The sequence below is a fragment of the Streptomyces sp. NBC_00457 genome (assembly GCF_036014015.1).
Lineage (GTDB): Bacteria > Actinomycetota > Actinomycetes > Streptomycetales > Streptomycetaceae > Streptomyces.
This window is the reverse complement of sequence record NZ_CP107905.1, coordinates 7,597,852-7,623,396: the sequence shown is the minus strand read 5'-3', so window position 1 is coordinate 7,623,396 and position 25,545 is coordinate 7,597,852. Positions and strand designations below refer to the sequence as shown.

Here is a 25,545-nt window from a genome sequence, read left to right as displayed (position 1 = left end):
ATGTGCCGGTCCATCCGGGTCCACCTCCTCGTCCATCCGGTGATCGTAGATCGCAGCAGGCGGCCGCTCCCCTACTTCGTCACCTTCACTTCCTGGTACTCCGTCCCCTCCGGTGCCAAGCACACGAACCAGTTCACGGGCATTCCGTCCACCGGGCGGATCACCTGGTCGTCGCTGTTCACGTCGTACCCCTTCGGCACCCGGTGGACCTCGGTGGTCGTGCCGTTGGTCCAGGTGCAGGTGACGCGCTGGACGATGGGGGCGACCTGGCCGACGACCAGTCGCTGGGAGGTGTCGGGGCCGTTCGTCAGGGGGAGCGCGCCGGACTGGATGCCCGCGACCGACATGGTGTCGTCCTGGGTGAACTGCGCTTCCATAGACAGAATCGGATCTCCGTCGCCGACGCTCCGGTACAGGATGTACGTGCTCTTGCCGATCAGCTCGGCGGCCTGGCGCATGCCAGTCGGATACCTCTCGTTCATCGCGCTCAGCTGGAGCTGCGCCTCCGTCTTGTCGCGTGCCGCCGGCCAGACGTCGATGGCGACCCGCCACTCCTTGCCCTGGTCCGTGCCGACCGCCAGCAGGGTCTCCTGGGGCACGACCGCGCTCCGAGTCTCGGTCGCCGATGGAGTCGGCGTCGGTGTCGGCGGCTGAGTCGCCACCACCGAGCCCCGGTCCCGGTCGCCGCCCGGCATCCCCGCGATGGCCAGCGTCCCCGCCGAACCGGTCAGCGCCAGCGCCGTCGCAGCGACCACCGCCCAGCGCCGCGCCCTGCGTCGCCGGCCGCCGCGGATGACCGCCTGGTAGGGGGCTATACCGATCTCGACCTCGTCCGCGGCGTCGGCCAGCAGGAGGGTGATGTCCGTGTTCGTCATGTCGTGGTTCGTCTCCCGGTCCGCGCTCATCACTTCCGCCCTCCCTGCGTCACCGTCTCCGCCAGCCCCGGTATGGCCCGGAGTTTCGCGATCCCCTTGGCCGCGTTGCTCTTCACCGCGCCGACGGAACAGCGCATCACCTCGGCGGTCTGGGTCTCCGTCAGGTCCTCCCAGTACCGCAGGACCACCGCCTCCCGCTGCCGTGGCGGCAGTTGAGCGAGCGCCTTCAGCAACTCGTTGCGGTCGTCGGCCTGGGCGATGCGGTCTCCGCTGTCGGGCTCCTCGCGCACCAGGCCCGAGTCGTCCTTCGGCGCCAGATACTCCTTCAGCCGCCGGCGATGTCTGCGCGCATGGGCGTTGACCATCACGCGTCGTACATACGCCTCCGGGTCGTCGGCCGAACCGACCTTGCGCCAGGCGACATAGACACGCTCGAGCGTGGACTGGACCAAGTCCTCCGCGGCGTGCTGCTCCCCCGTGAGGAGAAATGCCGTACGCATCAGCCGCGGCCAGCGGCCGGTGACAAAGCTCTGGAACTCCGTGTCCCGAGCCTCCTTGCGATCCCCCATGGGCACCTCCTAGATATTCAAAGGAGTCCATGGGCCGCGCGAACCGTTGCCTCGGACGAGCACGTTCTTCTCTCAGCGCCCAGATTCAGTGCGCGGATTCAGTGCGCGGATTCAGTGCCCGGTTTTTCTCCCCGGGCAGCCACACCATCATCAGCACCGCCCCCGCCACCAGCACCCCCGCACTCACCCGGAACGCCAGCGCGTACCCCTCCGTCAGTGCCTGAGGCGCGACGCTTCCCGCCGAACGCGCCGCCGCGATCGTCGACATGACCGCGAGTCCGAGCGAACCCCCCATCGTCCGCGAGGTGTTGACCAGCCCGGAGACCAGTCCGGCCTCCCCCGGCGCCGCCCCCGACGTGGCCAGCGAGGCGAGCGGCGTGATCGCGAGGCCCGCGCCCAGCATCATCAGGATTCCCGGGAGCATGATGGCGGTGAGGTACGACCCGTCCGTGGTCAGCGTCGACTGCCAGCCGAACCCGGCGGCTCCCACCAGCGTGCCCAGGACGGCCAGGCCGCGCGCCCCGATCACGGGCATGAAGCGGGGCGCGAGCTTCGAGGCGAGGATCACGGCCAGGGAGCTCGGTACCAGCGCGAGCCCGGCCTCCAGCGGCGAGTAGCCCCGTACGTTCTGCGCGTACAGCGTCATGAAGAACCACATGCCGAACATCGCCGAGCCGCTCAGGAACATCGCCACGTTCGCCGCGGCCACCGACCGCACCCGCAGCAGTCCGAGCGGCATCAGCGGAGCCGTCGTACGCGCCTCGACGACGAGGAACAGCCCGATCAGCGCGAGCCCGGCGAGCAGGGGGATGAGGGTGGCCGACGCCGTCCAGCCCGCCGCCTCGGTCTGTGAAATGCCGTACGCCAGACTCGCCAGCCCTCCGGTCACCAGCAGCGCGCCGGGCAGGTCGAGGCGCCGTCCGTCCCCGGCCCGGCTCTCCACCAGCCACCGCAGGGAACCGAGCAGTACCACCGCGCCCACCGGCACATTGATCAGCAGCACCCACCGCCACGACAGGGCTTCCACCAGCACGCCGCCGACGAGGCCGCCCGCCGCTCCCCCGCCCGCGCCGACCGCGGTCCACGTCGCGATCGCCCGCGCCCGCGCGGGCCCTTCCGGCACCGCCGACGTCACGATCGTCAGCGTCGCGGGCGCCAGTACCGCCGCGCCCAGGCCCTGCACGGCCCGCGCCAGCAGCAGTTGCCACTCCTCCTGGGCCAGTCCGCCGCCCAGGGAGGCCAGCGTGAACAGGCCGAGTCCCGCCAGGAACATCCGCTTGCGGCCGTACAGGTCGCCGGCCCGTCCGCCGAGCAGCATGAACCCGGCGAAGGCGATGGCGTAGGCGTTCACCACCCACTGCAGGCCGGGAGCGCTCAGCCCCAGGTCGGCCCGCATCGAGGGCAGCGCCACGTTCACGACGGAGATGTCGAGCACGACGAGGAACTGCCCGGCACAGGCGAGCGCCACCACCAGCCAGGCGGGAGGAGAGTTACGGCCGGCTATGGGGGTGGTGTCTGCGGCTCGGAGCATGGGCGTCATGCTCTCAACCGGGTTACGCCCCTTGCATCGGGATTTCGCGCCACCCGTCCCTCGGTCGCAGGTCGTAGGACCGCTGCGGTAGCTCGCACACCGTCGCACCACTGACGGGCGATCAGTTCGTCATGAGTCGGTCAAGAATTCGTTAGTACGCCAAAGCATCGGAATAGTTGCCCGGGCACACCGGGTTCATGATGCACATGAACCTAACGCCGACCGACCAGCCCACCCCGAGAGCCGGCAGGGCCGTCGTCCCGGTCCTCGCCTTCGCGGGCATCGTGGTCGCGGTGATGCAGACCCTGCTCGTGCCGGTCATCAAGGATCTGCCACAACTGCTGGACACCTCACCCAGCAACGCCACCTGGGTCCTGACCTCGACGCTTCTCTCGGGAGCCGTGGCCACGCCGATCATGGGCCGGCTCGGTGACCTGTTCGGCAAGCGGCGGATGCTGATCTTCAGCCTGGCCGTGATGGTGGTCGGTGCGCTGATCAGCGCCGTCACCAGCGATCTGCTTCCGATGATCGTCGGCCGTGCGCTCCAGGGCTTCGCGATGGGCGCGATCCCGCTCGGCATCGGCCTGATGCGCGACATGCTGCCCCGCGAGAAGCTCGGCTCGGCGATGGCCCTGATGAGCTCCTCGATCGGCGTCGGCGGCGGCCTCGCTCTGCCCGCCGCGGCCCTGGTCGCCCAGCACACGAACTGGCACGCCCTCTTCTTCGGCGCCGCAGGCGTCGGCGTCCTCGCGATCGTCCTCACCCTCCTCGTCGTACCCGAGTCCCCGATGCGCGCCAAGGGCTCCTTCGACCTGCCCGGCGCGTTCGGTCTCTCCCTCGGCCTGGTCCTCTTCCTGCTCCCCATCACCAAGGGCAGCGACTGGGGCTGGACGTCGGGCACCACCCTGGGCCTGTTCGCGGGCGCCGTCGTCGTCCTGCTCCTGTGGGGCGTCTACGAGCTGCGCACCGCGGCCCCCCTGGTCGACCTGCGCACCACCGCCCGCCCGGCCGTCCTCTTCACCAACCTGGCTTCGATCATGGTCGGTGTCTCCTTCTACGTCGTCTCGCTCGTCCTTCCCCAGCTGCTCCAGCTCCCGAAGGACACCGGCTACGGCCTCGGCCAGTCCATGGTCGTAGCGGGACTGCTCGTGGCCCCGCTCGGCCTGACGATGATGTTCACGGCCCCCGTCTACGCCCGCCTCTCGGCGAAGTACGGCCCCAAGACCACCCTCATCCTCGGCATGCTGATCATCGCGATCGGCTACGGTGCCGGGCTCGGCCTGATGAGCGCCGCCTGGCAGTCCCTGGTCATCGCGGTGATCCTGGGCGCGGGCATCGGCCTCGCGTACTCCTCGCTCCCCGCGCTGATCGTCGGCGCGGTCCCGGCCTCGGAGACGGGCGCCGCGAACGGCCTCAACACCCTGATGCGTTCCATCGGTACGTCGGTGTCGAGCGCCGTGGTCGGCATGGTGCTCGCCAACACCGCGAACAACGTGAACGGCGTCGCCGTCCCGACCATGCACGGCTTCCGCGTCTCCTTCCTGATCGCCACGGGCGCCGTGGCCGTAGGCCTGCTGATGGCTCTGTTCCTGCCGAAGCCGAACCGCGCGCCCCAGCTGCGCGCGAGCAGCGAGGAGGAGGAGAACCTGGCCCGCGCCGAGGAGGCACTCCGCGGATTCCGCGGCCGGGTCCTGGACGCCGACGGCGCTCCGGTCGCCCGCGCGAAGGTCACCCTGATCGACCGCCGGGGCCGCCAGGCGGGCGCGACGCTCTCCGCCGACGACGGCAGCTACGCCCTGACCGTCCCCACTCAGGGCGCCTACGTCCTCGCCGCCCGCGCCACCGGCCACGGCCCGCTCGCCTCGGCGGCGACCCACACGGGCGACGAGCGCCCGGTCGACGTGGACCTCGCGCTGCCTGGTGAGCCGGTCGCCGCACCCTGAGCGACCCCGCCGTACCCCCTGTCGCCCGCCGACCAGGGGGTACGGCACCATGGGGGCCGCCCAGACGCACGTACGACCGGAAGGCCCCGCCCATGACCCCGGCGCCCAAGCCCGCGATCCTGGCCGCGTTCGAGGCGGCGAAGGGGTTCATGCCTACGACCGAGGGCCTCGCCCTGTACGCAGCGGCGCTGGAAGCCGGGCGGCTCGGACTGCCGATCCTCGAGGTCGGGACGTACTGCGGCCGCTCCACGATCCTGCTCGCCGACGCGGCCCGCCAGGCGGGCGTCACCGCGCTCACCGTCGACCACCACCGCGGCAGCGAGGAGCAGCAGCCCGGCTGGGATTACCACGACCCGGAGACGGTCGACCCCGAGCTCGGCGTGATGGACACGCTGCCGACGTTCCGCCGCACGCTGCGCGGGGCGGGACTGGAGGACCACGTCGTCGCGCTGGTCGGCCGTTCCCCGCAGATCGCGCGGATCTGGAACTCCCCCCTCGGCCTGGTCTTCATCGACGGCGGCCACACCGACGAGCACGCGGGCGCCGACTACGAGGGCTGGGCCCCCCATGTGGCCCACGGCGGCCTGCTCCTCATCCACGACGTCTTCCCGAACCCGGCTGACGAGTTCACCGGCCAGGCCCCGTACCGCGTCTACCTCCGCGCTCTCGCGTCCGGCGCCTTCACGGAGGTCTCGGTGACCGACTCGCTGCGCGTGCTGCGGCGAACCGGAGCAGGGATCTGAGGGCCCGGTTAGAGTCGCAGACGTGTCGTACGTAGGCCCTGACTTCGAACCGCCCCGCCCCCGCCGCTCCCGGCGCGGGCCCCTGACCGTCGCTGTTGCCGCGCTCGTGCCGGGTGCGCTGCTGGGGTGGCTGGTGTTTGAGGCGGTGGGCGGTACGGGGGGTGGCGGCGAGGACGACCGCCCGCAGGCGTCCTCGACGAGCGCGCCGGCCGCCGCTCCCCCGGCCGCGGACACCGCCTCCCCGACCGAGGACGGCGAGGAGCCGAGCCCGGTGCCCACGCCCGCCGACTCCTCCGGACCCCTCGCGGGCAAGGTCGTCGTCATCGACCCCGGCCACAACCCCGGCAACTTCCAGCACACATCCGAGATCAACCGCAAGGTGGATATCGGGACAGGCTTGAAGGAGTGCGACACTACGGGCACTTCCACCAACGCCGGTTACACGGAAGCCAAGTTCACGCTCGACGTCGCCCACCGCATGCGGGCCCTGCTCCAAGCACAGGGCGCCACCGTGAAGTTGACCCAGGACGCCGACCGTCCCTACGGCCCCTGCATCGACGAACGCGCCCGCATCGGCAACGACGCCCGCGCCGACGCCGTCGTCTCCGTCCACGCGGACGGCTCCGGAACCGGCAACCGCGGCTTCCACGTGATCCTGCCCGGCTCGGTGAACGCCGGTGCCGCCGACACCCGCCCCATCGTCGCCCCCTCCCGCGACCTCGGTGAGCGCATCGCGGGCAACTTCGTGCGCTTCACGGGCTCCCCACCCTCCAACTACGTCGGCGACGGCACCGGAGTCGTCACGCGTAAGGACCTTGGCGGTCTCAATCTGTCAACGGTTCCCAAGGTGTTCATCGAGTGCGGCAACATGCGCGATAGCAAGGACGAGGCGCTGCTCACCAGCGGCGCGTGGCGACAGAAGGCGGCGCAGGGGATCTCTGAGGGGATTGTGAGTTTCCTGCGGGGGTAGTGCTCAGCGGGCTGATCCCTGCGGACACCCTGGTCGGGCGGACGATAGTGTCGTCCTTACGATGAGGGGCCACCCCCGCGCTTCACACCGGGGCCTTAAGGCGACATGGTGACAGCGACGCCTCTACCTACGACGAGACGACCTACGAAGGACCTGAAGTGAATATCCGCTCCCTCACTCGAGGCGACGGCGTGGTGATCGGAGCAGCGGTGTTGCTCTTCATCGCGTCGTTCCTCAGCTTCTATACCGCCGAGGGCGTCAGTGACGCCCCGAACGCGTGGGAAAACCTCGACACCGGCATGGGCGTCTACCTGGGCGGATTCATCGGTGCCGCCTTGATCGTTGCCAACCGCGTCCTGCCGCAGCCGCGCAAGGTCGCCGGTCTGGACCTCGGGACGGTCGGGGCAGGCTTCTCTGTTCTGGTCACGTGGATCCTCTTCTGGACCCTGGTGGACGTCCCCGAAGGCATCGAGGCCGGCTCCGGTCTCATCCTCGGCTTCATCGCCGCCCTGCTCCTCGCCGCCGGCGCCATCGCCAGCCCCCTGCTCCCGCCGCTCCAAGCCGCCCTCCTCCCGGCCCCCCGCCCCGCCGCCCCGCAGCCCTACGGCGCCCAGCCCCCCGGCGATTACGGCTACCCGGGTGCCGGTGCCCCGCAGCCCGGCCAGCCGGGTCAGCCCTACGGTGGTCAGCCGCAGGCGGGCCAGCCCTACGGTGCCCAGCAGCCGCAAGCCCCGCAGCCCCAGGCACCGCAGCCCCAGGCTCAGCCCGGCGGTGACTTCTCGCCGTTCTGGTTCGCCGTGCCCGTGCCGCGCCCCCTCTTCGCGGAGGACGGTTCGCAGCAGCCGATCGCCGAACTGGCGCCGGGGACCTGGTACCTGGCTGTCGAGCAGCGCGGTCCGGGGCTGGTCGCTCAGACGCAGGACGGCCGTCGGGGTGTGCTGCAGGACACCTCCGGGATTCAGCGCGGCTGAGACCGGCACGTAGCCGTACCAGCCGTACTACGGCCCCTCACCCTTCCCGGTGAGGGGCCGTTGTCGTACAGTCGCAGCCCCCACACATCAGCTGACGCTCCGTCAGAAGGAGGGCGTATGCGGCTCGGTCTCGCACTCGGTTACTGGGGGCGTGGTCCCTCCTCCGACCATGTGCCGCTCGCCCAGGAAGCCGAGCGGCTTGGCTACGACTCCGTGTGGACGGCTGAATCGTGGGGGTCGGACGTTTTCACGCCGCTCACCTGGATCGCCGCGCAGACGTCGAGGATCAAGCTGGGTACGGCCGTTGCGCAGATGGCGGCGCGGTCGCCCACCACCACCGCCATGCATGCGCTGACGCTCGACCATCTCTCCGGTGGGCGGATGATGCTCGGGCTGGGGCTGTCGGGGCCGCAGGTGGTGGAGGGGTGGTACGGCCGTCCGTTCCCGAAGTCGCCGCTGACCGCGACCCGGGAGTACGTCGATGTCGTACGGCAAGTCCTGCGCCGCGAGGCCCCCGTCGCGCTCGACGGGCGATTTCACTCGCTTCCCTATCGGGGCGAGGACGGTTCCGGGCTCGGTAAGCCCCTCAAGCCCATCACGCATCCCCTGCGCGCCGAACTCCCCATCCTGCTCGGCGCCGAAGGGCCGAAGAACGTCGCGCAAACGACCCGGATCGCCGACGGCTGGCTGCCGCTGTACTGGTCGCCGACCCGGCCCGAGGCGTACGAGGCGTCGCCGGCCGACCTTCCCGAGGGCTTCCTCGTCGCCCCCATGGCCCGGGTGCACGTCTGTGACGACCTCGCCGAAGGGCTCCTCCCCGTCAAGACGATGCTCGGCTTCTACATCGGCGGCATGGGCCACGCCTCCCGCAACTTCCACGCCGATCTGATGGCGCGGATGGGGTACGAGGAGGAGGCGCAGCGGATTCAGCGGCTGTTCCTGGAGGGGCGGCGGGAGGAGGCCGTACTCGCCGTTCCGGACGCCTTCGCCGACGAGATCTCCCTCGTCGGGCCACGCGAACGGATCGCCGAGCGGCTGGAGTTGTGGCGGAAGGGGCCGGTGACGGACCTGCTGGCGCTGGCGCCGGACCGGCGGTCCTTGCGGGTCTTGGCTGAGCTCAACGCGTAGGCACGGGGTGGGTGTTCACCACTGGAAAATGGCGACCGGGTCCAGCGTGAGTTCGGCCGTCCTGTCGTTCCATGAGCGCACCAGGCCCAGACAGGTGGCGGGGAATTTCTCGTCCTCCGAGTAGTTGTCGACCGGGAACCTCCTGCGGATCCAGCGCTGCTCGCACGTGATCTTCACATGCGCGGCCGTCCCGCCGGTGCCATAGCGGGCGCGCAGCACGAAGTCGTCGCCGTCGGTCCTGCGGACCGTGAAGAGGCCGGAGACCGAGATGTAGGTACCGCCTCTGACGTCCGTCAGCGCCACACCCTCCGCGGCAGCGTCCCGCAGCTCGTCGGCGAGGGCGGCGGTGAGGACGAGCCGCCCCTTGGCAAGGTCGGCGTCCACGACCCTGTCCTGCTCCCGCAGCCTGTCCATGATCAGGGCGATGGTCTTCATCGGCGTGCTGACATCCGGCCTCTCGATCTTGGTCGAGGAGTCCGAGGTCTGCTCCAGTCTGCCGCTGACGCCGGAAACCGTGCCGGTCACACCTCCGCCGCGCGAGGCTTTGACCTCGTGGGACACCTGCGCATCCGACCTCGGTATCAGGAGCACGTCCGCGTCGTCCTCGACCTGCTCCTCGTCCAGATAGAAGCACCTTCCGGAGACCGCGTGCCCACGCGGGTTCCTCCTGCGCCAGGCCTTCACCAAGCGTCTCACCACGTACCAGAGGACAACTCCGAAGCAGGCTGCCGTCAGGAGCCAGACGACCATCCATGGCCACCGCATGCTCCACCACTGACTGTCAATGACACCCACGGATCTCCTTGAAAGCGTCGGAGAGTGAGGAAAGGCCGGCGTCGACCATGCGGCCGCCGGTCGCGGTCGCGGCCTTTTTGAGTGCTCCGGCGTCGGCCTCGCCGAAGTGGACGGGGAAGGTGGGTACTTCGCGTGCGTCGGGCGCTAGACGGGAGTGGCGGCGCAGGAACTCCGCATAGCCGATGCCCGCGTTGCTCTCGCCGTCCGTCATCAGCACGATGGACACGGGCCGTTCGGGCGCCTGCTTCACGGCCGCCGCGGCGATGCGGTAGCCGCGGTCGAGGGCCGACCATACGGCGGTGGCGTCGTCGAAGTCGTCGGTGGCCACCACTTTGTCCAGGACGCGGAGATCGCCGTCCCCGCGCACGATCACCGTGCGTTCCTGAAGGACGCTGCCGCCGAATCGTACGACTGTGAGGTGCTCGCCCCGGTAGAAGCGGGCGAACTTGCCGGTGGACGTGGGGTCGGCGCCGCTGAGGTCGGCGAAGGCGGCGCGCAGGTCGGTGATGCGGTCGCCGCGCATGGAGGTGGAGAAGTCGAGCAGGAACACCACCTGGTCGGTGGTGGCGCTCGCGGGATCGCCGTAGTCGTCGACGAGTCGCTCGACGATGGACAGCCGGTCGGGGAAGGCGAGCGCGTTGCCGACCGGTGCCTGGAGGGGTTGGGTGGGCGTGACGTCCTGGTTGACGGGGCGGCGCCAGGTGCGCTTCATCAGCTTCTGCTGCGTGTCGGCGCTCAGCAGCCAGTCGACGACTTTGCCGTACGCGGTCCGCTGGTCGGAGTTCAGGAGCAGCAGCGGGAAGTCGGACAGCACCATGCCGTCCTCGGGGTGGACGATCTGGAGCGGCTCGCGCAGCTTGTCCGTGGCGTTCAGGGACAGCAGTTCGGACTCGTGCGCGATCAGCGCGTCGGCGTCCTTCTGATTGCGTACGTAGGCGTCGAGCAGTTCCCGCGAGCTGGCGCCGGTGAGGGTCTGGCCCGAGCGGAAACCGCGCAACCGGTCGCAGGAGACGTCCTGTTCGCGCAACGCGCTGCCGGTTCCCGCCGCCGCCGTGGCAACGCCGACGAGGGCCGCGCGCCCGGTGTCGCTGCGGCGTGGGTCGGCCATCCCGAACCGTACGGTCCCGTCGGCCGCCGCGTCCGCGAGGTCCGCCCACGACAGCCGTCCGCCGGGCGCCTTCGCCTTCAGGGCCTTGGCGGTCTCGGGGGTGAGGCCGACCACCACCGGCGAGCGCATGATCGGGGTGGACTCGGGCCGGGTGGCCCGCTCGCCGGAATCCTCCAGGCGCAGCAGGAAGGAGCGGTCGGAGGTGGGCCAGGCCAGGTCGTACGACGGCTTCCGGGCGCCCGCGAGATCGGCCGTGGCCCGGTAGTCCATCTCCAGCTCGACGCCGGTGTCGTCCTTCAGCTCACCCAACAGGGGTTCCAGGTCGGCGAGTTCGGGGCTGGCGAGGACCCGCAGGGTGACGTCCTCTTCGCCCGTGCCGCAGGAGGTGAGGGTGGCGAGGAGGGCCAGGGTGAGGGTGAGGGAGGCGATGAGGGTGCGGACGTACCGGCTCATGGGGCGTCCCGTTCGGGCGGCGAGCATCCGCCGACGTCATCGATGATCCGCTCCAGGACCTCCAGGTCGGGCTCGTACATCGCGGTCTGGTCGGGGTTGTCGACCGGCGCCTGTATCCCGTGCTCGCGCAGATACGTGTCGAGTTGCTTGCCGGTGCCGTCCTCGCCGGAGGCCCGGACGCGGAAGCCCAGTTCGATGGCGCGTCGACGTAGGTCGCGGTCCTCCTTGATGAGCTCGACCAGCCGGTCTCCGTTCTCGCTGAGGGAGATGAGCTGCGGCTTGGTGAGGGCGGAGGGAGAGGGGTAGAGCAGGACGCGGCGGGAATCGCGCTGCTTCTTCTTGCTGACGTGGTCGATCTGGTGGGCCAGGTACTGGTGCTCGTAGATCAGGGCGATGGGGACGGTGTCGCCGACGTCGGAGAAGTAGCTGTCGGCCTGTTCGTCGTCCCACATTCCCTGGAGGGTGATGAGGGGCTTGATCTCGCGGGCGACCTCCTCGGCCTCCTTGATGGCGTCCTTGTCGTTCTCGTCCGCACCCGGTGTGCTGTCACCGTTCGCGACGAAGGCGAGGATGCTGAGGTAACTGCCCGCGGAGTTGGACTCGCAGACGTCGGATGTGCGGACGAGGACACGGTTGCCGTTGCTGCGCCCGTTGCCTGTCTTGTCGAAGCCGATGCCGTTCCAGGTGTCGGCGCGTTCCTTGATCCTGTCCTTGTCCTGGTGGGCCATCTCGCGTCCCTCGTGCAGGCCGTCGAGCAGTTCCATGAACCCGGCCATGTTCAGGTCGTAGTAGAGCGTCTTGCTGCCGTCCGTCGTCGGCTGCGCGGTGGCCACGCCCGCCTTCTCCAGGGTCTCGGCGTACTGCCGGAACGTGCCCAGCACCAGCGGGGTGACGAAGGGGCGTGCCGAATCCACCGATCGTTCCTGCCGGTTGAGGATCAGTCTGGCCGCGGGCTGGCCGGACGGGAAGACCACGTCCATGCCGTCCAGGGACTGTGTGGCGATGCCGCGGGAGCCGAGCCGTTTGATGTCGACGCGGATGCCGTGTTTCAGCAACAGCCGCTGTACTTCGGGGTCTTTGAAGTAGTCGGACTTGGAGGCCATGCGGGCGTGGATGGTGATGACGCGGTCGAACGGGCGCAGTGCGTTGCCCGTGACGAGCAGGGCGATCAGTCCGGTCAGGGCGAGTGGAAGGGCGATGGCGACGTGGAGGGGTAAGCGCCGGCGGCGGCGTTCCCTGCTGCGGGTGGCGAGTCGTGGTTCCGCTGCGGCGCGTGGTCTGTCGGCTTCGGATGTCGCGTGCGGTCTGTCTGCTTCGGACACCGGCTCTCCTGCCCTCTCCGGGGGCAGGATCATCGGTGATCATCTCTAACACAGGCCCCTGGTAGGGCCGATTCCGGTGGAACGGGGGGTTAACGGCAGTCGACTTGGTTTGATTCAGAGTTCAAGGGCAATCCGCAAGGTATGTCTCCTACCTCTGGCTCCAATCAGGCCGGGAGGGTCATCGCCCTCGTCGCGGACGTCATGGCCGGCATCCTCGGGCTGTGGATCCTGATGTATCTGCTGGATGCGAACGGCGCGAACGACTTCGTGCAGTTCATCCATGACGCGGCCCGCTGGCTCGCCGGCTGGTCCCATGACCTGTTCACCTTCGACGAGCAATGGGCGCGGGTGGTCTGCGGTTACGGCCTAGCGGCGGTCGTGTACTTGTTCGTGGGACACGCCCTAGCAGGCCGAATCAGCAAGCACTGAGCGCGCCCCATAGGGGCGCGGGGAACTGCGCGACCAGCCCCCACCGGCCCGCAGACGAAGCACCACGCACAGCTCAGCCACAGCAATCCGGGTCCAGCCCCCGCGGCAGGCGGTCCCCACTGAACACCGCGCACGTTGCCTCGTCGCCGCCCAGTGCGGCTACCGCGAGAAGAAGGGAGCCGGCTGTCCAGGTGGTCAGCTCGCGGGGCCAGACCTTGCGGTCCTCGAACACGTAGCCCGTCCAGTAGAGGCCGGTCTCCGGGTCCCGCAGGTGCTGGATGGACTGCAGGATGTCCAGCGCGTGGTCGGACTCGCCCATCGCCCAGAGCGCCAGGGCGAGTTCGGCCGACTCCCCGCCCGTCACCCACGGGTTGGGGACGACACAGCGCACCCCGAGGCCCGGCACGACGAAGCGGTCCCAGTCGGCCTCGATCCGGGACTTGGCCTCCGCGTCCGTCAACGCGCCGCCCAGCACCGGGTAGTACCAGTCCATCGAGTAGCGGTCCTTGTCGAGGAACCGCTCGGGGTGCCGGCGGATCGCGTGCCGCAGCGCGCCGACCGCCAACTCCCAGTCGGGCTGCGGCTCTTCACGCTGCTCGGCGATGGCGAGAGCGCAGCGCAGCGCCTGGTGGATCGACGAACTCCCGGTGAGTAGCGCGTCGTTGACGCCCGTGCCGTCGTCCTCGCGCTTCCAGCCGATCTGGCCGCCCGGCTGCTGGAGGCACAGCACGAACTCGATCGCCGCGTAGACGACGGGCCACATGCGGTCCAGGAACGTGTCGTCGCCGGTCGCGAGGTAGTGGTGCCAGACGCCTACGGCCGCGTAGGCGACGAAGTTCGTCTCGCGGCCCCGGTCGGTGACCGCGCGGGCGTCGCCGTCGTGGTACGCCGCGTACCACGAGCCGTCCTCTTTCTGATGGGCCGCCAGCCACAGGTACGCCCGCTCGGCGGCCTCGTGTTCACCGGCCGCGTCCAGGCCCATCGCCGCCTCGACGTGGTCCCAGGGGTCGAGGTGATGCCCCCGGAACCACGGGATCGCGCCGTCCTCCCGCTGCACGGCGAGGATGCCGGCGACGGTCGCGGCGGCCTCCTCCGCGGTGAGGACCCCGGGCAGGACGAGGTGTTCTGTCCGGGGGGTGGTCACTTGGCGGCCACCTCGGCTTCGGCGAGACGCGGAAGGTGGGGCTTGGTCGCGTAGACCACGAAACTCTTGCCGATCAGCGGGTTCAGCGCCTGCTCGGCGACCCTGGTCGCCAGGGGTTTCTTCATGATGTCCCAGACCAGCAGCTTGTGGTACGCCTTGACCGGCAGCGCCTTGTCGTTGTCGACGCCGAACGCGCACTTGAGCCACCAGTAGGGGCTGTGGAGGGCGTGGGCGTGGTGACTGCCGTACGGCTTGAGCCCCGCCTCCTTGATCTTGCCGACCAGTTCGTCCGCCTTGTAGATGCGGATGTGGCCGCCCTCGACCTCGTGGTAGGCGTCGGACAGGGCCCAGCAGACCTTCTCGGGGCCGTAGCGGGGGACGGTGACCGCGATCCGCCCGCCGGGCTTCAACACCCGCACCATCTCCGCGAGTACGCCCTTGTCGTCCGGGATGTGCTCCATCACCTCGGAGATGATGACGACGTCGAAGGACTCGTCCGGGAAGGGCAGCGCGAGGGCGTCGCCCTCCATGGCGGTCGCGGTGGCCCCCTCCGGTGCCTCCCCCGCCTCCTTCATCGCCGCGAACCACTTCGCGACCTCGCTGATCTCCTCGGCGTTCTGATCCAGGGCCACGACCTGCGCACCCCGCCGATAACACTCGAACGCGTGCCGGCCGGCACCGCAGCCGAGGTCCAGCACACGGTCGCCGGGGGCGAGCGGGAACCGGGAGAAGTCGACGGTCAGCACGTGGCCCTGCTTTCGCGATCGGATACAACGACGTCAACAGCTTCTGCGGCGGCGGAGCGGCCGGGAGGCGTGGCGGCAGAGGGCGTCATCGCCTCGCGGTAACGGGACACCGTCCCCTCGGCGGCCCGCGCCCAGGTGAAGTGCTTCAGCACCCGCTCACGGCCGGCGCGCCCCAGCCGTGCTCTCAACTCCGGGTCCCCGAGCAGCCGGTTCAGGCCGGAGGCCAGCGCTCCCGGGTCGCCCGGCGGCACCGCGAGGCACGTCTCTCCGTCGCGCCCGGCGACCTCCGGGATCGCGCCGCCGGTCGTGGCGAGCAGCGGCGTCCCCGTGGCCATCGCCTCGGCGGCGGGAAGGGAGAAGCCCTCGTAGAGGGACGGCACACAGGCGACCTGGGCGGAGCGGATGAGGTCGACGAGTTCGGCGTCGGAGATGCCCTTGACGAACTCGACGGCGCCTTCGAGGCCGTACCGCTCGACGGCCTGGGCGACCGGTCCCTCCGTGGGACGCTTGCCGACGACGACGAGGTGCGCGTCGGGGTGTTCCGTACGGACCTTCGCCAGCGCCTCGACCAGGAACACCAGGCCCTTCAGCGGAACGTCCGCGCTCGACGTCGTCACGATCCGCCCCGGTACCTGCCGTACCGCGGGATTCGGCGAGAACAGGTCGGTGTCGGCGCCGATATGGACGACGTGGATACGGTCCTCACGGACGCCGAGATCGTCGATGATCTCCTGGCGCGACGTACCGGAGACGGTGAGCACGGACGGCAGGCGGCGCGCGACGCGCTTCTGCATGCGGGTGAAGCCGTACCAGCGGCGCTTGGACCACCGCTGCTGCCAGCCCTCGGCCGCGTCCAGCTCCAGGCGGCGGTCCACGGTGATCGGGTGGTGGATGGTGGTGACGAGGGGTGCGCCCACGTCGCCCAACAGGCCGTAGCCCAGGGTCTGGTTGTCGTGGACGACGTCGAACTCGCCGCGCCGGGCGCGCAGATGACGCCGGGCGCGGAGGGAGAAGGTGAGGGGTTCGGGGAAGCCGCCGGTCCACATCGTCGCGACCTCGAGCGCGTCGATCCAGTCGCGGTACTCGCCGGGCCTGGGGTTCCGGAAGGGGTCCGGGTGGCGGTAGAGGTCGAGGCTGGGGAGTTCCGTGAGGCTCAGGGCGTCGTAACCCTCGTCCAGGACCGGGTACGGCTGGGCGCCGATGACCTCGACGCGGTGACCGAGGCGGGCGAGTTCGCGGGAGAGGTGTCGTACGTAGACGCCCTGGCCGCCGCAGAACGGGTTCCCTTTGTAGGTGAGGAGCGCGATACGGAGCGGTCGCCCGCCGTCGGCTGCCGGATCCTCATCGGACCCCGCCTGACTGGCCTCAGCGGTCACTCTGGGCCCCCTTCTCCACGCACTGTCCCGCGAGATTACGCCGGGACGCTAATCTAGAACAAGTTTCAGACTTGATCGTTCAAGAGGCTCTGAATCTACCGGCAGGTAGGGCTGCTGTGAGCGGAGGATCAGGTGATTCACGCCACGACGGCGCGACCCCCACCAGTGCCTGTCCGGCGGATCAGGTCGCAGGAAAGCCGCGGCGCCTGCTCAGCGCGGCTGAGCGGGGGCGATGGGGGTACCTCCCGCGCGAGCCGAGCGAAGCCGGTTCGAGCGTGGGGGAGCGTGCAGCTGCAAGGCGGAGGAGGGAGTCGACGCGGAGCGTCGGCGACCGACGACAACGCCGCAGATGTGCGTGCCAGACCCCGCGTCTGCGACATGATCCGCCGGGCAGGTACTGGGCCTGCCATGCTGTCTGATCGCACGCCCTCACGGACTGTCACGGAACGGGACCCATGCCTGCGGACGCCAGTACCTCGCACCCCGCCTCTCCGCCCCTCACCGAGCGGCAGGAGGCACGCCGTCGTCGCATCCTGCACGCGAGCGCGCAGCTGGCGAGCCGGGGTGGTTTCGACGCGGTGCAGATGCGGGAGGTCGCGGAGTCCTCGCAGGTGGCGCTCGGCACGCTGTACCGGTACTTCCCGTCCAAGGTGCATCTGCTGGTCGCCACGATGCAGGACCAGTTGGAGCACATGCACGGCACCCTGCGGAAAAAGCCGCCGGCCGGGGAGACGGCGGCGGAGCGGGTCGCGGAGACCCTGATGCGGGCGTTCCGCGCGCTGCAGCGCGAGCCGCATCTCGCCGACGCGATGGTCCGCGCGCTCACTTTCGCGGACCGCAGTGTCTCGCCCGAGGTCGACCAGGTCTCCCGTCAGACGACCGTGATCATCCTTGACGCGATGGGCCTGGAGAACCCCACGCCCGAGCAGCTCTCCGCCGTCCGCGTCATCGAGCACACCTGGCACTCGGCGCTGATCACCTGGCTATCGGGCCGTGCGTCCATCGCCCAGGTGAAGATCGACATCGAGACGGTGTGCAGGCTGATCGACCTGACGACCGAACCGACCTGACGACCGAACCGCCCGGGGAACCCGCCCAACTTCCCTGTCTCCCTTTGCATGTCCAGATTTGGGCCCATGTTCGCCGACGCCGCGGGTAATCGCCCGCCAGGATGGACAGCAGCACACCGGACGAAGTGACCGGTACACGGAACCACGGGACCGAAGGAGCGGGACGTGATCCGGGTATTCCTGGTGCACGACGAGTGTCTCTTACGCTCGGCGCTCGCGGACTGGCTGGCGCGGGAAGGGGACCTGGACGTCTTCGACGCGCCGTGGCACATGGCATCGAAGTGTGTGCGGTCCCTGTCCCCGGACGTGTGCGTGGCGGACCTGAGCTGCTCCGACCCGTACGACATGCCTCCGCTGGAGGAGCTGCCGCTGGGGCTCGGCGCCCCCGACCGGCCCCCTCCGGATCCCGGACCCTGCCGGCTGCTGGTGCTCGGCACCGCGAACAGACCGGGGCCGCTGAGACGGGCGGTCGAGGCGCGGGCCCTCGGCTACCTCAACAAGGAGGGGTCGCCGGAGCAGTTGGTGACCGCCGTCCGGGCCGTCGCGAAGGGGGAGCGTTTCGTCGACACCTCGCTCGGCTTCACCTTCCTCAGGGCCGCGCAGATCCCGCTGACGCAGCGGGAGTTGACCGTGCTGTCACTGGCCGCCGCGGGCGCCTCGTTCGCCGAGATCGCGAGCAGCCTCCATCTGTCCAACGGGACCGTGCGCAACTACATGGCGGCCATCACCCGCAAGACCGGGGCCCGCAATCGGATCGACGCCATCCGGATCTGCCGGGCAGAGGGCTGGGTGTGACGCCGTATCCGGGTGTGCCTCCACGTCCGGGTGCGCCCCTTCCGCCCAGCTCCCGGCGAGATCCCGATAGAGGGCGGACCGTGCGAGCAGTTCCTCGTGTGTACCGCAGTCGGTGTGCGCGCCGTCCATCACCAGGATGCGGTCGGCGCGGCGTGCCGAGCTGATGCGGTGTGCGACGACGACCAGGGCGCCCCCGGCCCGCGCCCGCCCGCGCTCGGCGAACGAACGCTCCGCACGGGCTTCGGCCGCGGGATCGAGATGGCAGGTCGCCTCGTCGAGCAGGACGAGGGGCGCGGGGGCGAGATGGGCCCGCGCCAGCGCCAGCAACTGCCGTTCCCCCGCGGACAGGGACCCGGGAGCCACCTGTCCGTCCGGCCCGCCCAGACGGGCGACGAGCCCGTCCGCGCCGACGGCGGCGCACGAGGCCAGGACTGCGGCATCGGAGGGCGGCTCGGGACACAGATAGGCGACGTTCTCGCGCACCGTCCCCGTGAACACGTACGCCTCCTGCGGCACGAGCACCCGCAGGGCCGCCGACGCCTCCGGCCGCCGCCCGCTCACCGGCACGCCCGACAGCCGCACCTCACCCCGGTCCGGCTCCAGCACCCCCGCGATCAGCGCGGTCAGCGTCGACTTCCCGATCCCGCTGGGCCCGGCCACCGCGAGATGCCCACCCGGAACCAGATCGAGGTCCAGTCCGCGCAGCACCGGCTCGGCATGAGACCCGTAGGCGAAGGTGAGGCCGCGCAAGGAGACGGCGGGCAGGGGCCCCGCGGTGCCGGGCGTGCCCCGATCGGGCGGAAGGGAGGCGCGGGGAGGCCGAGACTCGGCCGGCTCCGGGCCGAAGGTGCGGCCGCGCACCGAGACGGCGGGCCGGGATGCCGCGGCGCCGGGTGTGTCCCGACCGGGCGGAAGGGAGGCGCGGGGAGGCCGAGACTCGGCCGGCTCCGGGCCGAAGGTGCGGCCGCGCACCGAGACGGCGGGCCGGGATGCCGCGGCGCCGGGCGTGCCCCGACCGGGCGGAAGGGAGGCGCGGGGAGGCCGAGACTCGGCCGGCTCCGGGCCGAAGGTGCGGCCGCGCACCGAGACGGCGGGCCGGGGCCCCGGGGCGCCGGGTGTGTCCCGACCGGGCGGGAGGGTGGCGGAGGTGAGGCCGCGTGACGAGACAGCGGGCCGGGATGCCAGGGCACCCGGCGTGTCCCGGTCGAGTGGCGGGCGTGGCTCGGGCAGTTCCGTGTCGTCGGGGGTCAGGCGGTTCAGGACGACGGCGAGGCGGGCGGCGGCGGTGCCGAGGGAGAGGACGAGGCTCTGGAGGGCGGGGAGCAGGGACTGGGTGAGGTAGGCGAGGGCGGCGACCAGGGCGCCGGGGGTGACGCCGTGGCCGAGCAGCCAGGGGGCGCTCGCCAGCAGCAGGACGATCGGCAGGCGGCCCGCGATCCCCACGGCCAGCTCCCGGAGGGTGCCCCAGCGGGCCAGGGCACGGGCGGCCCGGAGCTCCGCGTCGATACGGCGGGCGGTGTCGGCCTCCACCCGTGGCTGGGCGCCGGCCGCCGCGATGTCCCGCAGCCCCGCCAGCGCCGCGTCCAGGTCGGCTGTGACGGCTTCGTCGGCGACGAGGAAGGCGGTCTGCCGCCGGGCCAGCGGCCGCAGCGTCGCCGCGAACAGCGCGAGCCCGGCGACCAGCGGCGGTACGACGATCAGCAGCAGGACGGGGGCCAGTGCGAGCAGACCGGCCAGCGCCGCGACCGCCGCGAGCAGAAAGGTGCGGGAGACCAGCAGCAGGCCTGCCAGGGTGTCGCGGGCGATCTCCACCTGATGGGTCAGCCGGGACACCGCCGCCCCGTCCGGGTTCCGCAGCGCCCGGTGCACGATCCGGCACACGAGGTCGTCGCGCATCGGCTCCACGATTCCGGCCAGCGCCGCGTAGACCCGGGCCGTCCCGAACGCCCCGAGCACCACCGCGAGCGCGGCCCCGGCGAGCCAGCGCACCCCGGTGCCGGATTCGCCCCGCAGGAACCCGTCGTCGAGCGCACGGGCGAGCGCGTACCCGAACAGGAAGGTCTGGCCGGTCTCCAGGACCGACCAGGCGAGCAGCCGTACGACGGCGCGCGGCGCGCGGCGCAGCTGCGGAAGCACCGCCCGGACGGTCTCAGGCATCGACGGCCTCCTCTGCGAACACCTCGCGGTAGGAGGGGAGTTGCCACAGCTGCGTATGCGTTCCCACCGCACGGACCCGTCCGTCCGCCAGCCACACCACCTGCCGCGCGCGGGCGGCCGTGGCGGCGCGGTGGGCGACGATCAGGCAGGTGCGGGCGCCACTGCCGTGCAGGAGCGCGCGGGACACCTTCAGTTCGGTGACGGCGTCGAGGCTGGACATGGCGTCGTCGAGCACGAGCAGCCGCCCGGCGTGCGCGAACGCCCGTGCCAGACCCAGGCGTTGGGCCTCCCCGCCGGACAGCGGCGCGTCGGCGACGGCCGTGCCGTATCCGTCGGGCAGCCGGCGTACGTAGTCGTCGGCGCAGGCGGCGCGGGCCGCGTCGGCGACGGCCCGCTCGCCGGGGTCGTACGCACCGAAGGCGATGGTGCCGCCGACGGTGCCGCCGAGCAGGGCCGGCCGCGCGAAGGCGTACCCGGTCTCGCGGCGCAGTGTCCGACGGGTCAGCGCGGGGAGCGGGACACCGTCGAGGAGGACCGTGCCCGTGTCGGGGTCGGTGAGCCGCCCGGCGAGGGCGGCCAGGGCCGATTTGCCGCTGCCGGAGCGGCCGACGACGGCGACCGCCGTACCGCCCGGCAGCCGCAGGTCGATTCCGCGCAGCACCTCCCGGTCCGCGTGGCGCAGAGTGACGCCGCGGAACTCCAGAGTGCCGTCGCCCGGCGGAAGTTCGCGGACTGTGCCGTACACCGTGACGGGCTGGTCGAGCACCTCGCCGAGCCGTAGCGCCGCGCCGCGGCCGCGGATCAGGCCGCTGAGCTCTTCGACGATCCCGCCGGCGCCGGTGGCCAGGACGGCGTACCGCCATGCGGCCAGCATGCCGCCGACGCTCAGTTCTCCGGCCGCGACGCGGAGTCCGGCGACGACGAGGACGGCGAGTTCGAGCAGGGGCAGGAGCAGGGAGGCCTGCGCGGTGGAGCGGCCCATGATCCGCCAGACGAGGTGTCCCTGCCGGGACAGTTCGGGCAGCGGCGCGAGGATACGGGCCGCGTCCCGTTCGCGGGTACCGGCCGCGGCGATGGTACGGGCCCCGCGCAGCGCCTCCGTGAGGCGTCCCGCCATCTCGCCCTGGGCGCGCAGATAGCGGTCGGTGTGGTCGCCGAAGGTCCGGACGAAGACCTTGACGAGCAGGACGAGCAGGGGCATCCCGATCAGCACCACACCGGCGGTGACGACATCGGTGAGGGCGAGGGCGACCAGCCCGCCGACCGGCGTGACGACGGCAGCCAGCGCGGCGGCGAGCGCCACGGGCACGGTCCCGGCCTGAGCGGCGTTTCCGACGAGCCGCGCCACGAGGTCCCCGTGCGCGAACCGTTCGCCCGCCCGCGGCCCGGCATCGAGCAGATGCCGCAGCACCGTTGTGCGGATCCGGGCCGTCGCTCCCGCGCTGCCACTGGCGGTCACCATGCCCTCCACGGCCCCGGCCAGGACGGCGACCGCGGTGAGGACGGCGCACAGCACCACCCACCTGCCCGCCTCACCGTGCCGTCCGGCCAGCAGCAGATCGAGGGCCCGCCCGGTCACGGCGGGCAGTGCGAGTGCGGTGGCGGCCAGCAGCACACCGGCCACCAGTACGGTCACGGCGGGCGCGGCGCCCTGCCGCACGGTGTCCCGCACGAACCGCCGTGAGACGGCGGGGACTTGAGACATGTGATCCCTCCTGACCCGCTTCGTCCTTCCGTCGGCCTCCTGCGGCCTTTCATCGTCCTTTTGTCGGCATCGCACCGGCCCCGGGCGGCGGAGAAGCCGTCCGGGGCCGGCAGGGAGGCGGTGCCTCGATCTCAGCAGCTGAGCAGGCTCAGGCTGCTCTTGCCGGGGCAGCCGGTGACGCTGAGATTGCTGTTCGCGCCGCCGCCGTCCATGCCGTCGTCTTCGGGGACTTCGAGTGTCTGCAGGTCGAGCAGTGCCATGTCGGTCGTCCTTTCGTGGGGACGGGTTGTGTGTGTCACGACCCTTCTCGGGCCGGTTCGTGGGCCGCCGCAGCGGCGGGCAGCGGCGGAAGGAAGGGGAGCGCCGCGGTGCGGCCGGGGCGGGCCGCGGTGGTGGCGAGCAGGCAGCCCGCGGTGCCGGTGGCCAGGTCCATGGAGAGGCGCATCATCTGCTCGCCGGGGAAGGCGAGTTCGCCCTCGTACGGCATGGCGTACCAGCCGAGTGCGGCGGTCTGCGCGTCCAGGTCGGCACGTGCGGCCCCCGTCCGGGCGAGGTGCAAGATCATCCCCGCGCGCCCGTGGAAGAGGCCGGGCTGCGCGTAGTACCGGGATCGGGCCGCCGGCGCGATGTCGTTGCGGGCCCGGGCGAACTCCTCGTCGTCGGGGCGGTGGACGAGGTAGTCCTCGATGACCGTGCCGATGCCGGCACTGCCCGACCCGAGGTACGGCATGGTGCGGAAGCCCTCGTCCACGGCGAGGGTGCCGGTGTCGTCCCGTACGCACCGGGCGAGGTCGGCGCGGAGCGCGGACGCCGCGTGGTCGAGGAGCCCGCGGTCACCGGTGGACTCGTACAGCCGCAGGAAGAACAGCGCCGGTCCGGTCGCGCCGTCCAGCAGTCCCGCCCGCCTGCCCGCCGAGTGGTCCCGTTCCGCGAGGATGCGGGCCGCCGTCATCGCGTGGTCGCGCAGCCCCGGCTCCGCCGTCGTACGGGCCAGCTGGTCGAGGGTGAGCCCGAGGCCCGCGAGTCCGCCGTGCAGGCCGGGGGCGAGCCGCTGCCATGGCTCGTCGAGGACGCGGCTCATGAGATCGAGCGCACGGCCGGTGTGTCCGAGGCGGTCGAGAAGGTACGCCACCCCGGCGAGGCCGTCGTAGAAGCCGGGCGGTGTCCCGTCGGGCGGCGGATCGGTGTGGTCCAGGAGCCACTGCTCACCCTCCTCCCAGCGCCCGTTCCCCGTCTCGTCGAGCGCGTAGAGGACTCCGGCGGCGCCGTACGCCATACCGAGGCCGCCCCCCTCGGAGAACTGAGCGATGTCACCGGGCACGAGCCGGTCGTCCCGGCCGGGCGTGGCGGAACGGAGGATCGCCCGCACCATGGAGGCGGGGCCGGGCGCGGCATCGAACCGCTGGTCCTGGAGGCCGCCCCGTCCGCGGGCACCGCTGGGGCGCTCCACACCGCCGGCAGCCCGATCGCGAGCACCCGGCGCGCCGCCCTGCGGGGATTCCCGCCGGCCCGCGGGATCGGCGGGGAGCCTGGCCGCGGCGCCGGGCGCGGCATCGAACCGCCGGTCCTGGAGGCCGCCCCGTCCGCGGCCACCGCCAGGGCGCCCCACACCGCCGGCAGCCCGATCGCGAGCACCCGGCGCGCCGCCGGGCTGCCGCTCACCCGTGATGACACGGACCGCCTCGTCCAGGAACTGCCGCGGCAGGTCCGGGAACTGGTCGGCCGCGATCTCCGCGAGGTGCGCGGCCTTGCCGCGGTCGATGACGAGCAGGGACGTCATGGGCAGGAAGAGTGCGAGTCGCAGACAGGCGAGGGCGTAGTGGTCGACGTCGTGGCCTGCGCGGTCGGAGGGGGCGGCGAAGCCGGGGTGGGCGATGGTCTGGCCGTGGTGTTCGCCGACGGGCGTGGCGGCCTCGAAGTCGAGCAGGCGGACGGTCCGGTCGTCCGGCGCGAGCATGATGTTGAGCGGGTGCAGGTCGTTGAAGACCAGTCCGCGCTCGTGCACGGCGGCAACGGCCGTCTCGGTGGCGCGGTGCACCTCTAACGCCCAGCGGGTGTATGCGGCTACGGCGTCCGGGTCCGGTTCGGGCTGGAGCAGCGGATGACGTCGCACGATCGCGGAGTTGAGGGTGCTGCCCGCCAGGAAATCCATCACGAGGAAGCGGTGGTCGCCGAGGGTGAACCAGTCCCGTACCTCGGGTGCGACACCCAGCCCGGTGAGCCGCTCCAGAGCCGCCTTCTCCCGTTCCAGCCGGGTCACGGCATCCGCTCCGTCCACGGTGAGTCCCGCGTACGGCCGGGCCTCCTTCAGCACGACCTCCTCGCCGGTCCGCACATCGGTGCCGGCGTAGACCCCGCCCCCGTTGGAGAAGTGCAGCGCCCGTTCGATGCGGTACGGCAGGTCGCGGGTGGTGGTGGCGTTGCGCGCGTCGAGGTGCGGGCGCAGGAACTCCGGGAGTGTCACCCACGCGGGGGGCCGGAAGGCGGGGTCCCGCCGGTCGGGGACCAGCCGGCCGTCCGGGTCCTCGACGGCGGGGACGACGACGCCGTTCTCGTCGACGCAGTGGCGTTCGGTGAAGCCGCCGTAGCGCACATACAGCGGGCCCTCGTTCCAGCGCAGATCGCTGAGGATCGCGGGGCCCGGTTCGCCGGCCAGCAGGTCGCCCAACTCCTGGAAGATCCGGTGGAGTTCGGTCTCGTCCGCCGGGTAGAGCGTGGCGAACTTGCCGCTGTCACCGCGGGCGGCGTACTTGGAGTTGCGCAGGAGCAGCGGCTGGGCGCCGGGCACGAACTTGAAGGGGATGCCGCGCGGTACGCAGTAGTCCCACAGTCTGGCGGCGGTCTTCTCGGCGTTGTCGAGGCAGGCCGAGACGTGGATCTTCCAGCCCTGGCTGGGGAGCCCGGGGCACGGCGTGCCGTGCTCGTCGACCGGGGCGAGCTGGAGCCAGTCACCGGAGGTGAAGCTCCGCCAGCCTCCCGGGACCGGCCGCTGTGCGGCCTCGTAGAGAGCGGCGGCGCCGGTACCGGCGTCGACGGCGGGCAGACGGTCCGGTGTCTCGTAGAAGATCCGGTCGGCGAGACAGTAGATCTCGTAGCGCCTGTCCATCGGCCCTCCTCGGGGGCGGCGTGGATTCGAGAGTTCCACGCCGCCCGGCGAGGCGGACAGTCGCACATGTCATGAATCCGACATGCGAAACGCACGGGTCCGGACACATGAATGACCGCATGCGAATGACCTACGAGACGGGTTCCCTTCGCCGGTATGACCCGGATCAGGTGACTGGGGGTCGCCTTCCGATCGTCCCACTACTACGACCTTCCGGCCTCTCAGCCCGACCGTCGACGTCGGCAACGGCGGAGACTTCCGTCTTCCGCCAGAGTCGGCTACTTCGGTTGGACTCCCTCACTCGTCCCGTAGGCCTATTACTAGGATAAAACGTCCAAGAGGCGATGCAACCCCCTGAAATGGAAATTTTCCGGCTAATCCTCCGGCGGGAACACCGGCTCGCCGCTCCCCAGCAGGGTGATCATGATGGCCTCCACCGGGCAGCCCTCCGCCGCCGCCAGGATCTGCTCGTTGGCGTCCGTCTCGGGCTCGAGGGGGTGGGACTGCCGTCCGGAGTCGAGGCGGAAGCCGTCCGGGGCGTGGTGGAGGCACTGGGCGGAGCCGATGCAGATGGAGCGGTCGACCTCGACCTGCCAGCGGTCGCCCATG

The 25,545-nt window shown here is 71.2% G+C and carries 21 protein-coding genes and 1 pseudogene; 8 read left to right on the top strand and 14 right to left on the bottom strand.

Going from position 1 to position 25,545, the window contains the following annotated elements; all coding sequences use genetic code 11:
* Nucleotides 1-71: 71 nt before the first annotated feature.
* The 3 genes from OG828_RS34770 to OG828_RS34760 form a co-directional block, all read right to left on the bottom strand.
* A complete protein-coding gene (locus OG828_RS34770; RefSeq protein ID WP_328503400.1) occupies nucleotides 72-905 on the bottom strand; it encodes a hypothetical protein in 834 nt (277 codons plus the stop codon).
* Nucleotides 905-1,444 (bottom strand): SigE family RNA polymerase sigma factor, encoded by a 540-nt coding sequence (locus OG828_RS34765; protein ID WP_328503399.1) that lies wholly within the window; start codon nucleotides 1,442-1,444, stop codon nucleotides 905-907. The genes OG828_RS34770 and OG828_RS34765 overlap by 1 nt, the downstream gene beginning before the upstream one ends.
* 85 nt (nucleotides 1,445-1,529) lie before the next feature.
* A complete protein-coding gene (locus tag OG828_RS34760) occupies nucleotides 1,530-2,975 on the bottom strand; it encodes an MFS transporter (RefSeq protein WP_443062459.1) in 1,446 nt (481 codons plus the stop codon).
* A 206-nt stretch (nucleotides 2,976-3,181) separates the two neighbouring features.
* On the opposite strand from OG828_RS34760, the gene OG828_RS34755 reads away from it, so the two are divergent.
* The 5 genes from OG828_RS34755 (at nucleotide 3,182) to OG828_RS34735 (ending at nucleotide 8,730) form a co-directional block, all read left to right on the top strand.
* Nucleotides 3,182-4,918: an MFS transporter gene (locus tag OG828_RS34755; protein ID WP_328503397.1), complete on the top strand. Its 1,737-nt coding sequence runs from the start codon at nucleotides 3,182-3,184 to the stop codon at nucleotides 4,916-4,918.
* A 92-nt stretch (nucleotides 4,919-5,010) separates the two neighbouring features.
* Nucleotides 5,011-5,661, top strand: a complete 651-nt coding sequence (locus OG828_RS34750) for a class I SAM-dependent methyltransferase (RefSeq protein WP_328503396.1) — start codon at nucleotides 5,011-5,013, stop codon at nucleotides 5,659-5,661.
* Between the two features lie 22 nt (nucleotides 5,662-5,683).
* Nucleotides 5,684-6,631: an N-acetylmuramoyl-L-alanine amidase gene (locus tag OG828_RS34745; protein ID WP_328440944.1), complete on the top strand. Its 948-nt coding sequence runs from the start codon at nucleotides 5,684-5,686 to the stop codon at nucleotides 6,629-6,631.
* A 158-nt stretch (nucleotides 6,632-6,789) separates the two neighbouring features.
* Nucleotides 6,790-7,602, top strand: coding sequence for a DUF5336 domain-containing protein (locus OG828_RS34740; RefSeq protein ID WP_328503395.1), 813 nt, complete (start codon nucleotides 6,790-6,792; stop codon nucleotides 7,600-7,602).
* Nucleotides 7,603-7,719: 117 nt separating this feature from the next.
* Nucleotides 7,720-8,730, top strand: a complete 1,011-nt coding sequence (locus OG828_RS34735; RefSeq protein WP_328503394.1) for an LLM class F420-dependent oxidoreductase — start codon at nucleotides 7,720-7,722, stop codon at nucleotides 8,728-8,730.
* A gap of 15 nt (nucleotides 8,731-8,745) precedes the next feature.
* Here OG828_RS34735 and OG828_RS34730 read toward each other — a convergent pair whose 3' ends face one another.
* From OG828_RS34730 to OG828_RS34720, 3 genes are read right to left on the bottom strand one after another with little or no spacing between them, the layout of a single operon-like run.
* Nucleotides 8,746-9,525: a hypothetical protein gene (locus OG828_RS34730; protein ID WP_328503393.1), complete on the bottom strand. Its 780-nt coding sequence runs from the start codon at nucleotides 9,523-9,525 to the stop codon at nucleotides 8,746-8,748.
* Nucleotides 9,512-11,086 (bottom strand): vWA domain-containing protein, encoded by a 1,575-nt coding sequence (locus OG828_RS34725; RefSeq protein WP_328503392.1) that lies wholly within the window; start codon nucleotides 11,084-11,086, stop codon nucleotides 9,512-9,514. Before OG828_RS34725 ends, OG828_RS34730 begins: the two co-directional genes overlap by 14 nt.
* Nucleotides 11,083-12,408 (bottom strand): hypothetical protein, encoded by a 1,326-nt coding sequence (locus tag OG828_RS34720; protein WP_328503391.1) that lies wholly within the window; start codon nucleotides 12,406-12,408, stop codon nucleotides 11,083-11,085. Before OG828_RS34720 ends, OG828_RS34725 begins: the two co-directional genes overlap by 4 nt.
* A 141-nt stretch (nucleotides 12,409-12,549) precedes the next feature.
* Between OG828_RS34720 and OG828_RS34715 the strand changes: the two genes are divergently transcribed.
* Nucleotides 12,550-12,837, top strand: coding sequence for a hypothetical protein (locus tag OG828_RS34715; protein WP_210577632.1), 288 nt, complete (start codon nucleotides 12,550-12,552; stop codon nucleotides 12,835-12,837).
* Nucleotides 12,838-12,910: 73 nt separating this feature from the next.
* On the opposite strand, the gene OG828_RS34710 is transcribed toward OG828_RS34715, so the two are convergent.
* The 3 genes from OG828_RS34710 to OG828_RS34700 are packed head-to-tail and all read right to left on the bottom strand — an operon-like array spanning nucleotide 12,911 to nucleotide 16,103.
* A complete protein-coding gene (locus tag OG828_RS34710; RefSeq protein ID WP_328503390.1) occupies nucleotides 12,911-13,981 on the bottom strand; it encodes a prenyltransferase in 1,071 nt (356 codons plus the stop codon).
* Nucleotides 13,978-14,727 carry a class I SAM-dependent methyltransferase gene (locus OG828_RS34705; protein WP_328365595.1) on the bottom strand — a complete coding sequence of 250 codons (750 nt, stop codon included), beginning with the start codon at nucleotides 14,725-14,727 and terminating at the stop codon, nucleotides 13,978-13,980. The genes OG828_RS34710 and OG828_RS34705 overlap by 4 nt, the downstream gene beginning before the upstream one ends.
* On the bottom strand, nucleotides 14,721-16,103 hold the full coding sequence (locus OG828_RS34700) for a glycosyltransferase family 4 protein (protein ID WP_328503389.1): 1,383 nt from the start codon (nucleotides 16,101-16,103) through the stop codon (nucleotides 14,721-14,723). Before OG828_RS34700 ends, OG828_RS34705 begins: the two co-directional genes overlap by 7 nt.
* Nucleotides 16,104-16,558: 455 nt before the next feature.
* Here OG828_RS34700 and OG828_RS34695 point away from each other — a divergent pair, with 455 nt between their 5' ends.
* Together OG828_RS34695 and OG828_RS34690 are read left to right on the top strand one after the other, a co-directional pair.
* Complete coding sequence (locus OG828_RS34695) at nucleotides 16,559-17,173, top strand: TetR family transcriptional regulator (protein WP_328365590.1); 615 nt, start codon at nucleotides 16,559-16,561, stop codon at nucleotides 17,171-17,173.
* Between the two features lie 165 nt (nucleotides 17,174-17,338).
* Nucleotides 17,339-17,968 (top strand): response regulator transcription factor, encoded by a 630-nt coding sequence (locus tag OG828_RS34690; protein ID WP_328440937.1) that lies wholly within the window; start codon nucleotides 17,339-17,341, stop codon nucleotides 17,966-17,968.
* A 324-nt stretch (nucleotides 17,969-18,292) separates the two neighbouring features.
* On the opposite strand, the pseudogene OG828_RS34685 reads toward OG828_RS34690, so the two are convergent.
* The 5 genes and pseudogenes from OG828_RS34685 to OG828_RS34665 form a co-directional block, all read right to left on the bottom strand.
* A pseudogene (locus OG828_RS34685) lies at nucleotides 18,293-19,864 on the bottom strand (ATP-binding cassette domain-containing protein); the annotation flags it as partial.
* A 253-nt stretch (nucleotides 19,865-20,117) separates the two neighbouring features.
* Nucleotides 20,118-21,830, bottom strand: a complete 1,713-nt coding sequence (locus OG828_RS34680; protein ID WP_328503388.1) for an ABC transporter ATP-binding protein — start codon at nucleotides 21,828-21,830, stop codon at nucleotides 20,118-20,120.
* A gap of 131 nt (nucleotides 21,831-21,961) precedes the next feature.
* Nucleotides 21,962-22,090: a SapB/AmfS family lanthipeptide gene (locus OG828_RS34675; RefSeq protein WP_210577625.1), complete on the bottom strand. Its 129-nt coding sequence runs from the start codon at nucleotides 22,088-22,090 to the stop codon at nucleotides 21,962-21,964.
* A 35-nt stretch (nucleotides 22,091-22,125) separates the two neighbouring features.
* Nucleotides 22,126-24,936, bottom strand: coding sequence for a class III lanthionine synthetase LanKC (gene lanKC, locus OG828_RS34670; RefSeq protein WP_328503387.1), 2,811 nt, complete (start codon nucleotides 24,934-24,936; stop codon nucleotides 22,126-22,128).
* Between the two features lie 374 nt (nucleotides 24,937-25,310).
* On the bottom strand, nucleotides 25,311-25,544 hold the full coding sequence (locus tag OG828_RS34665; RefSeq protein ID WP_328503386.1) for a ferredoxin: 234 nt from the start codon (nucleotides 25,542-25,544) through the stop codon (nucleotides 25,311-25,313).
* Nucleotide 25,545: the final 1 nt, after the last annotated feature.

What these genes read in the sequence shown, in the direction of transcription:
- OG828_RS34715 (WP_210577632.1), top strand. Translation starts at nt 12,550, where the DNA reads ATGTCTCCTACCTCTGGCTCCAATCAGGCCGGGAGGGTCATCGCCCTC.
- OG828_RS34695 (WP_328365590.1), top strand. Translation starts at nt 16,559, where the DNA reads ATGCCTGCGGACGCCAGTACCTCGCACCCCGCCTCTCCGCCCCTCACC.
- OG828_RS34665 (WP_328503386.1), bottom strand. Translation starts at nt 25,544, where the DNA reads ATGGGCGACCGCTGGCAGGTCGAGGTCGACCGCTCCATCTGCATCGGC.
- OG828_RS34725 (WP_328503392.1), bottom strand. Translation starts at nt 11,086, where the DNA reads ATGAGCCGGTACGTCCGCACCCTCATCGCCTCCCTCACCCTCACCCTG.
- lanKC (WP_328503387.1), bottom strand. Translation starts at nt 24,936, where the DNA reads ATGGACAGGCGCTACGAGATCTACTGTCTCGCCGACCGGATCTTCTAC.
- OG828_RS34765 (WP_328503399.1), bottom strand. Translation starts at nt 1,444, where the DNA reads ATGGGGGATCGCAAGGAGGCTCGGGACACGGAGTTCCAGAGCTTTGTC.
- OG828_RS34760 (WP_443062459.1), bottom strand. Translation starts at nt 2,975, where the DNA reads ATGCTCCGAGCCGCAGACACCACCCCCATAGCCGGCCGTAACTCTCCT.
- OG828_RS34770 (WP_328503400.1), bottom strand. Translation starts at nt 905, where the DNA reads ATGAGCGCGGACCGGGAGACGAACCACGACATGACGAACACGGACATC.
- OG828_RS34680 (WP_328503388.1), bottom strand. Translation starts at nt 21,830, where the DNA reads ATGTCTCAAGTCCCCGCCGTCTCACGGCGGTTCGTGCGGGACACCGTG.
- OG828_RS34675 (WP_210577625.1), bottom strand. Translation starts at nt 22,090, where the DNA reads ATGGCACTGCTCGACCTGCAGACACTCGAAGTCCCCGAAGACGACGGC.
- OG828_RS34735 (WP_328503394.1), top strand. Translation starts at nt 7,720, where the DNA reads ATGCGGCTCGGTCTCGCACTCGGTTACTGGGGGCGTGGTCCCTCCTCC.
- OG828_RS34755 (WP_328503397.1), top strand. Translation starts at nt 3,182, where the DNA reads ATGAACCTAACGCCGACCGACCAGCCCACCCCGAGAGCCGGCAGGGCC.
- OG828_RS34750 (WP_328503396.1), top strand. Translation starts at nt 5,011, where the DNA reads ATGACCCCGGCGCCCAAGCCCGCGATCCTGGCCGCGTTCGAGGCGGCG.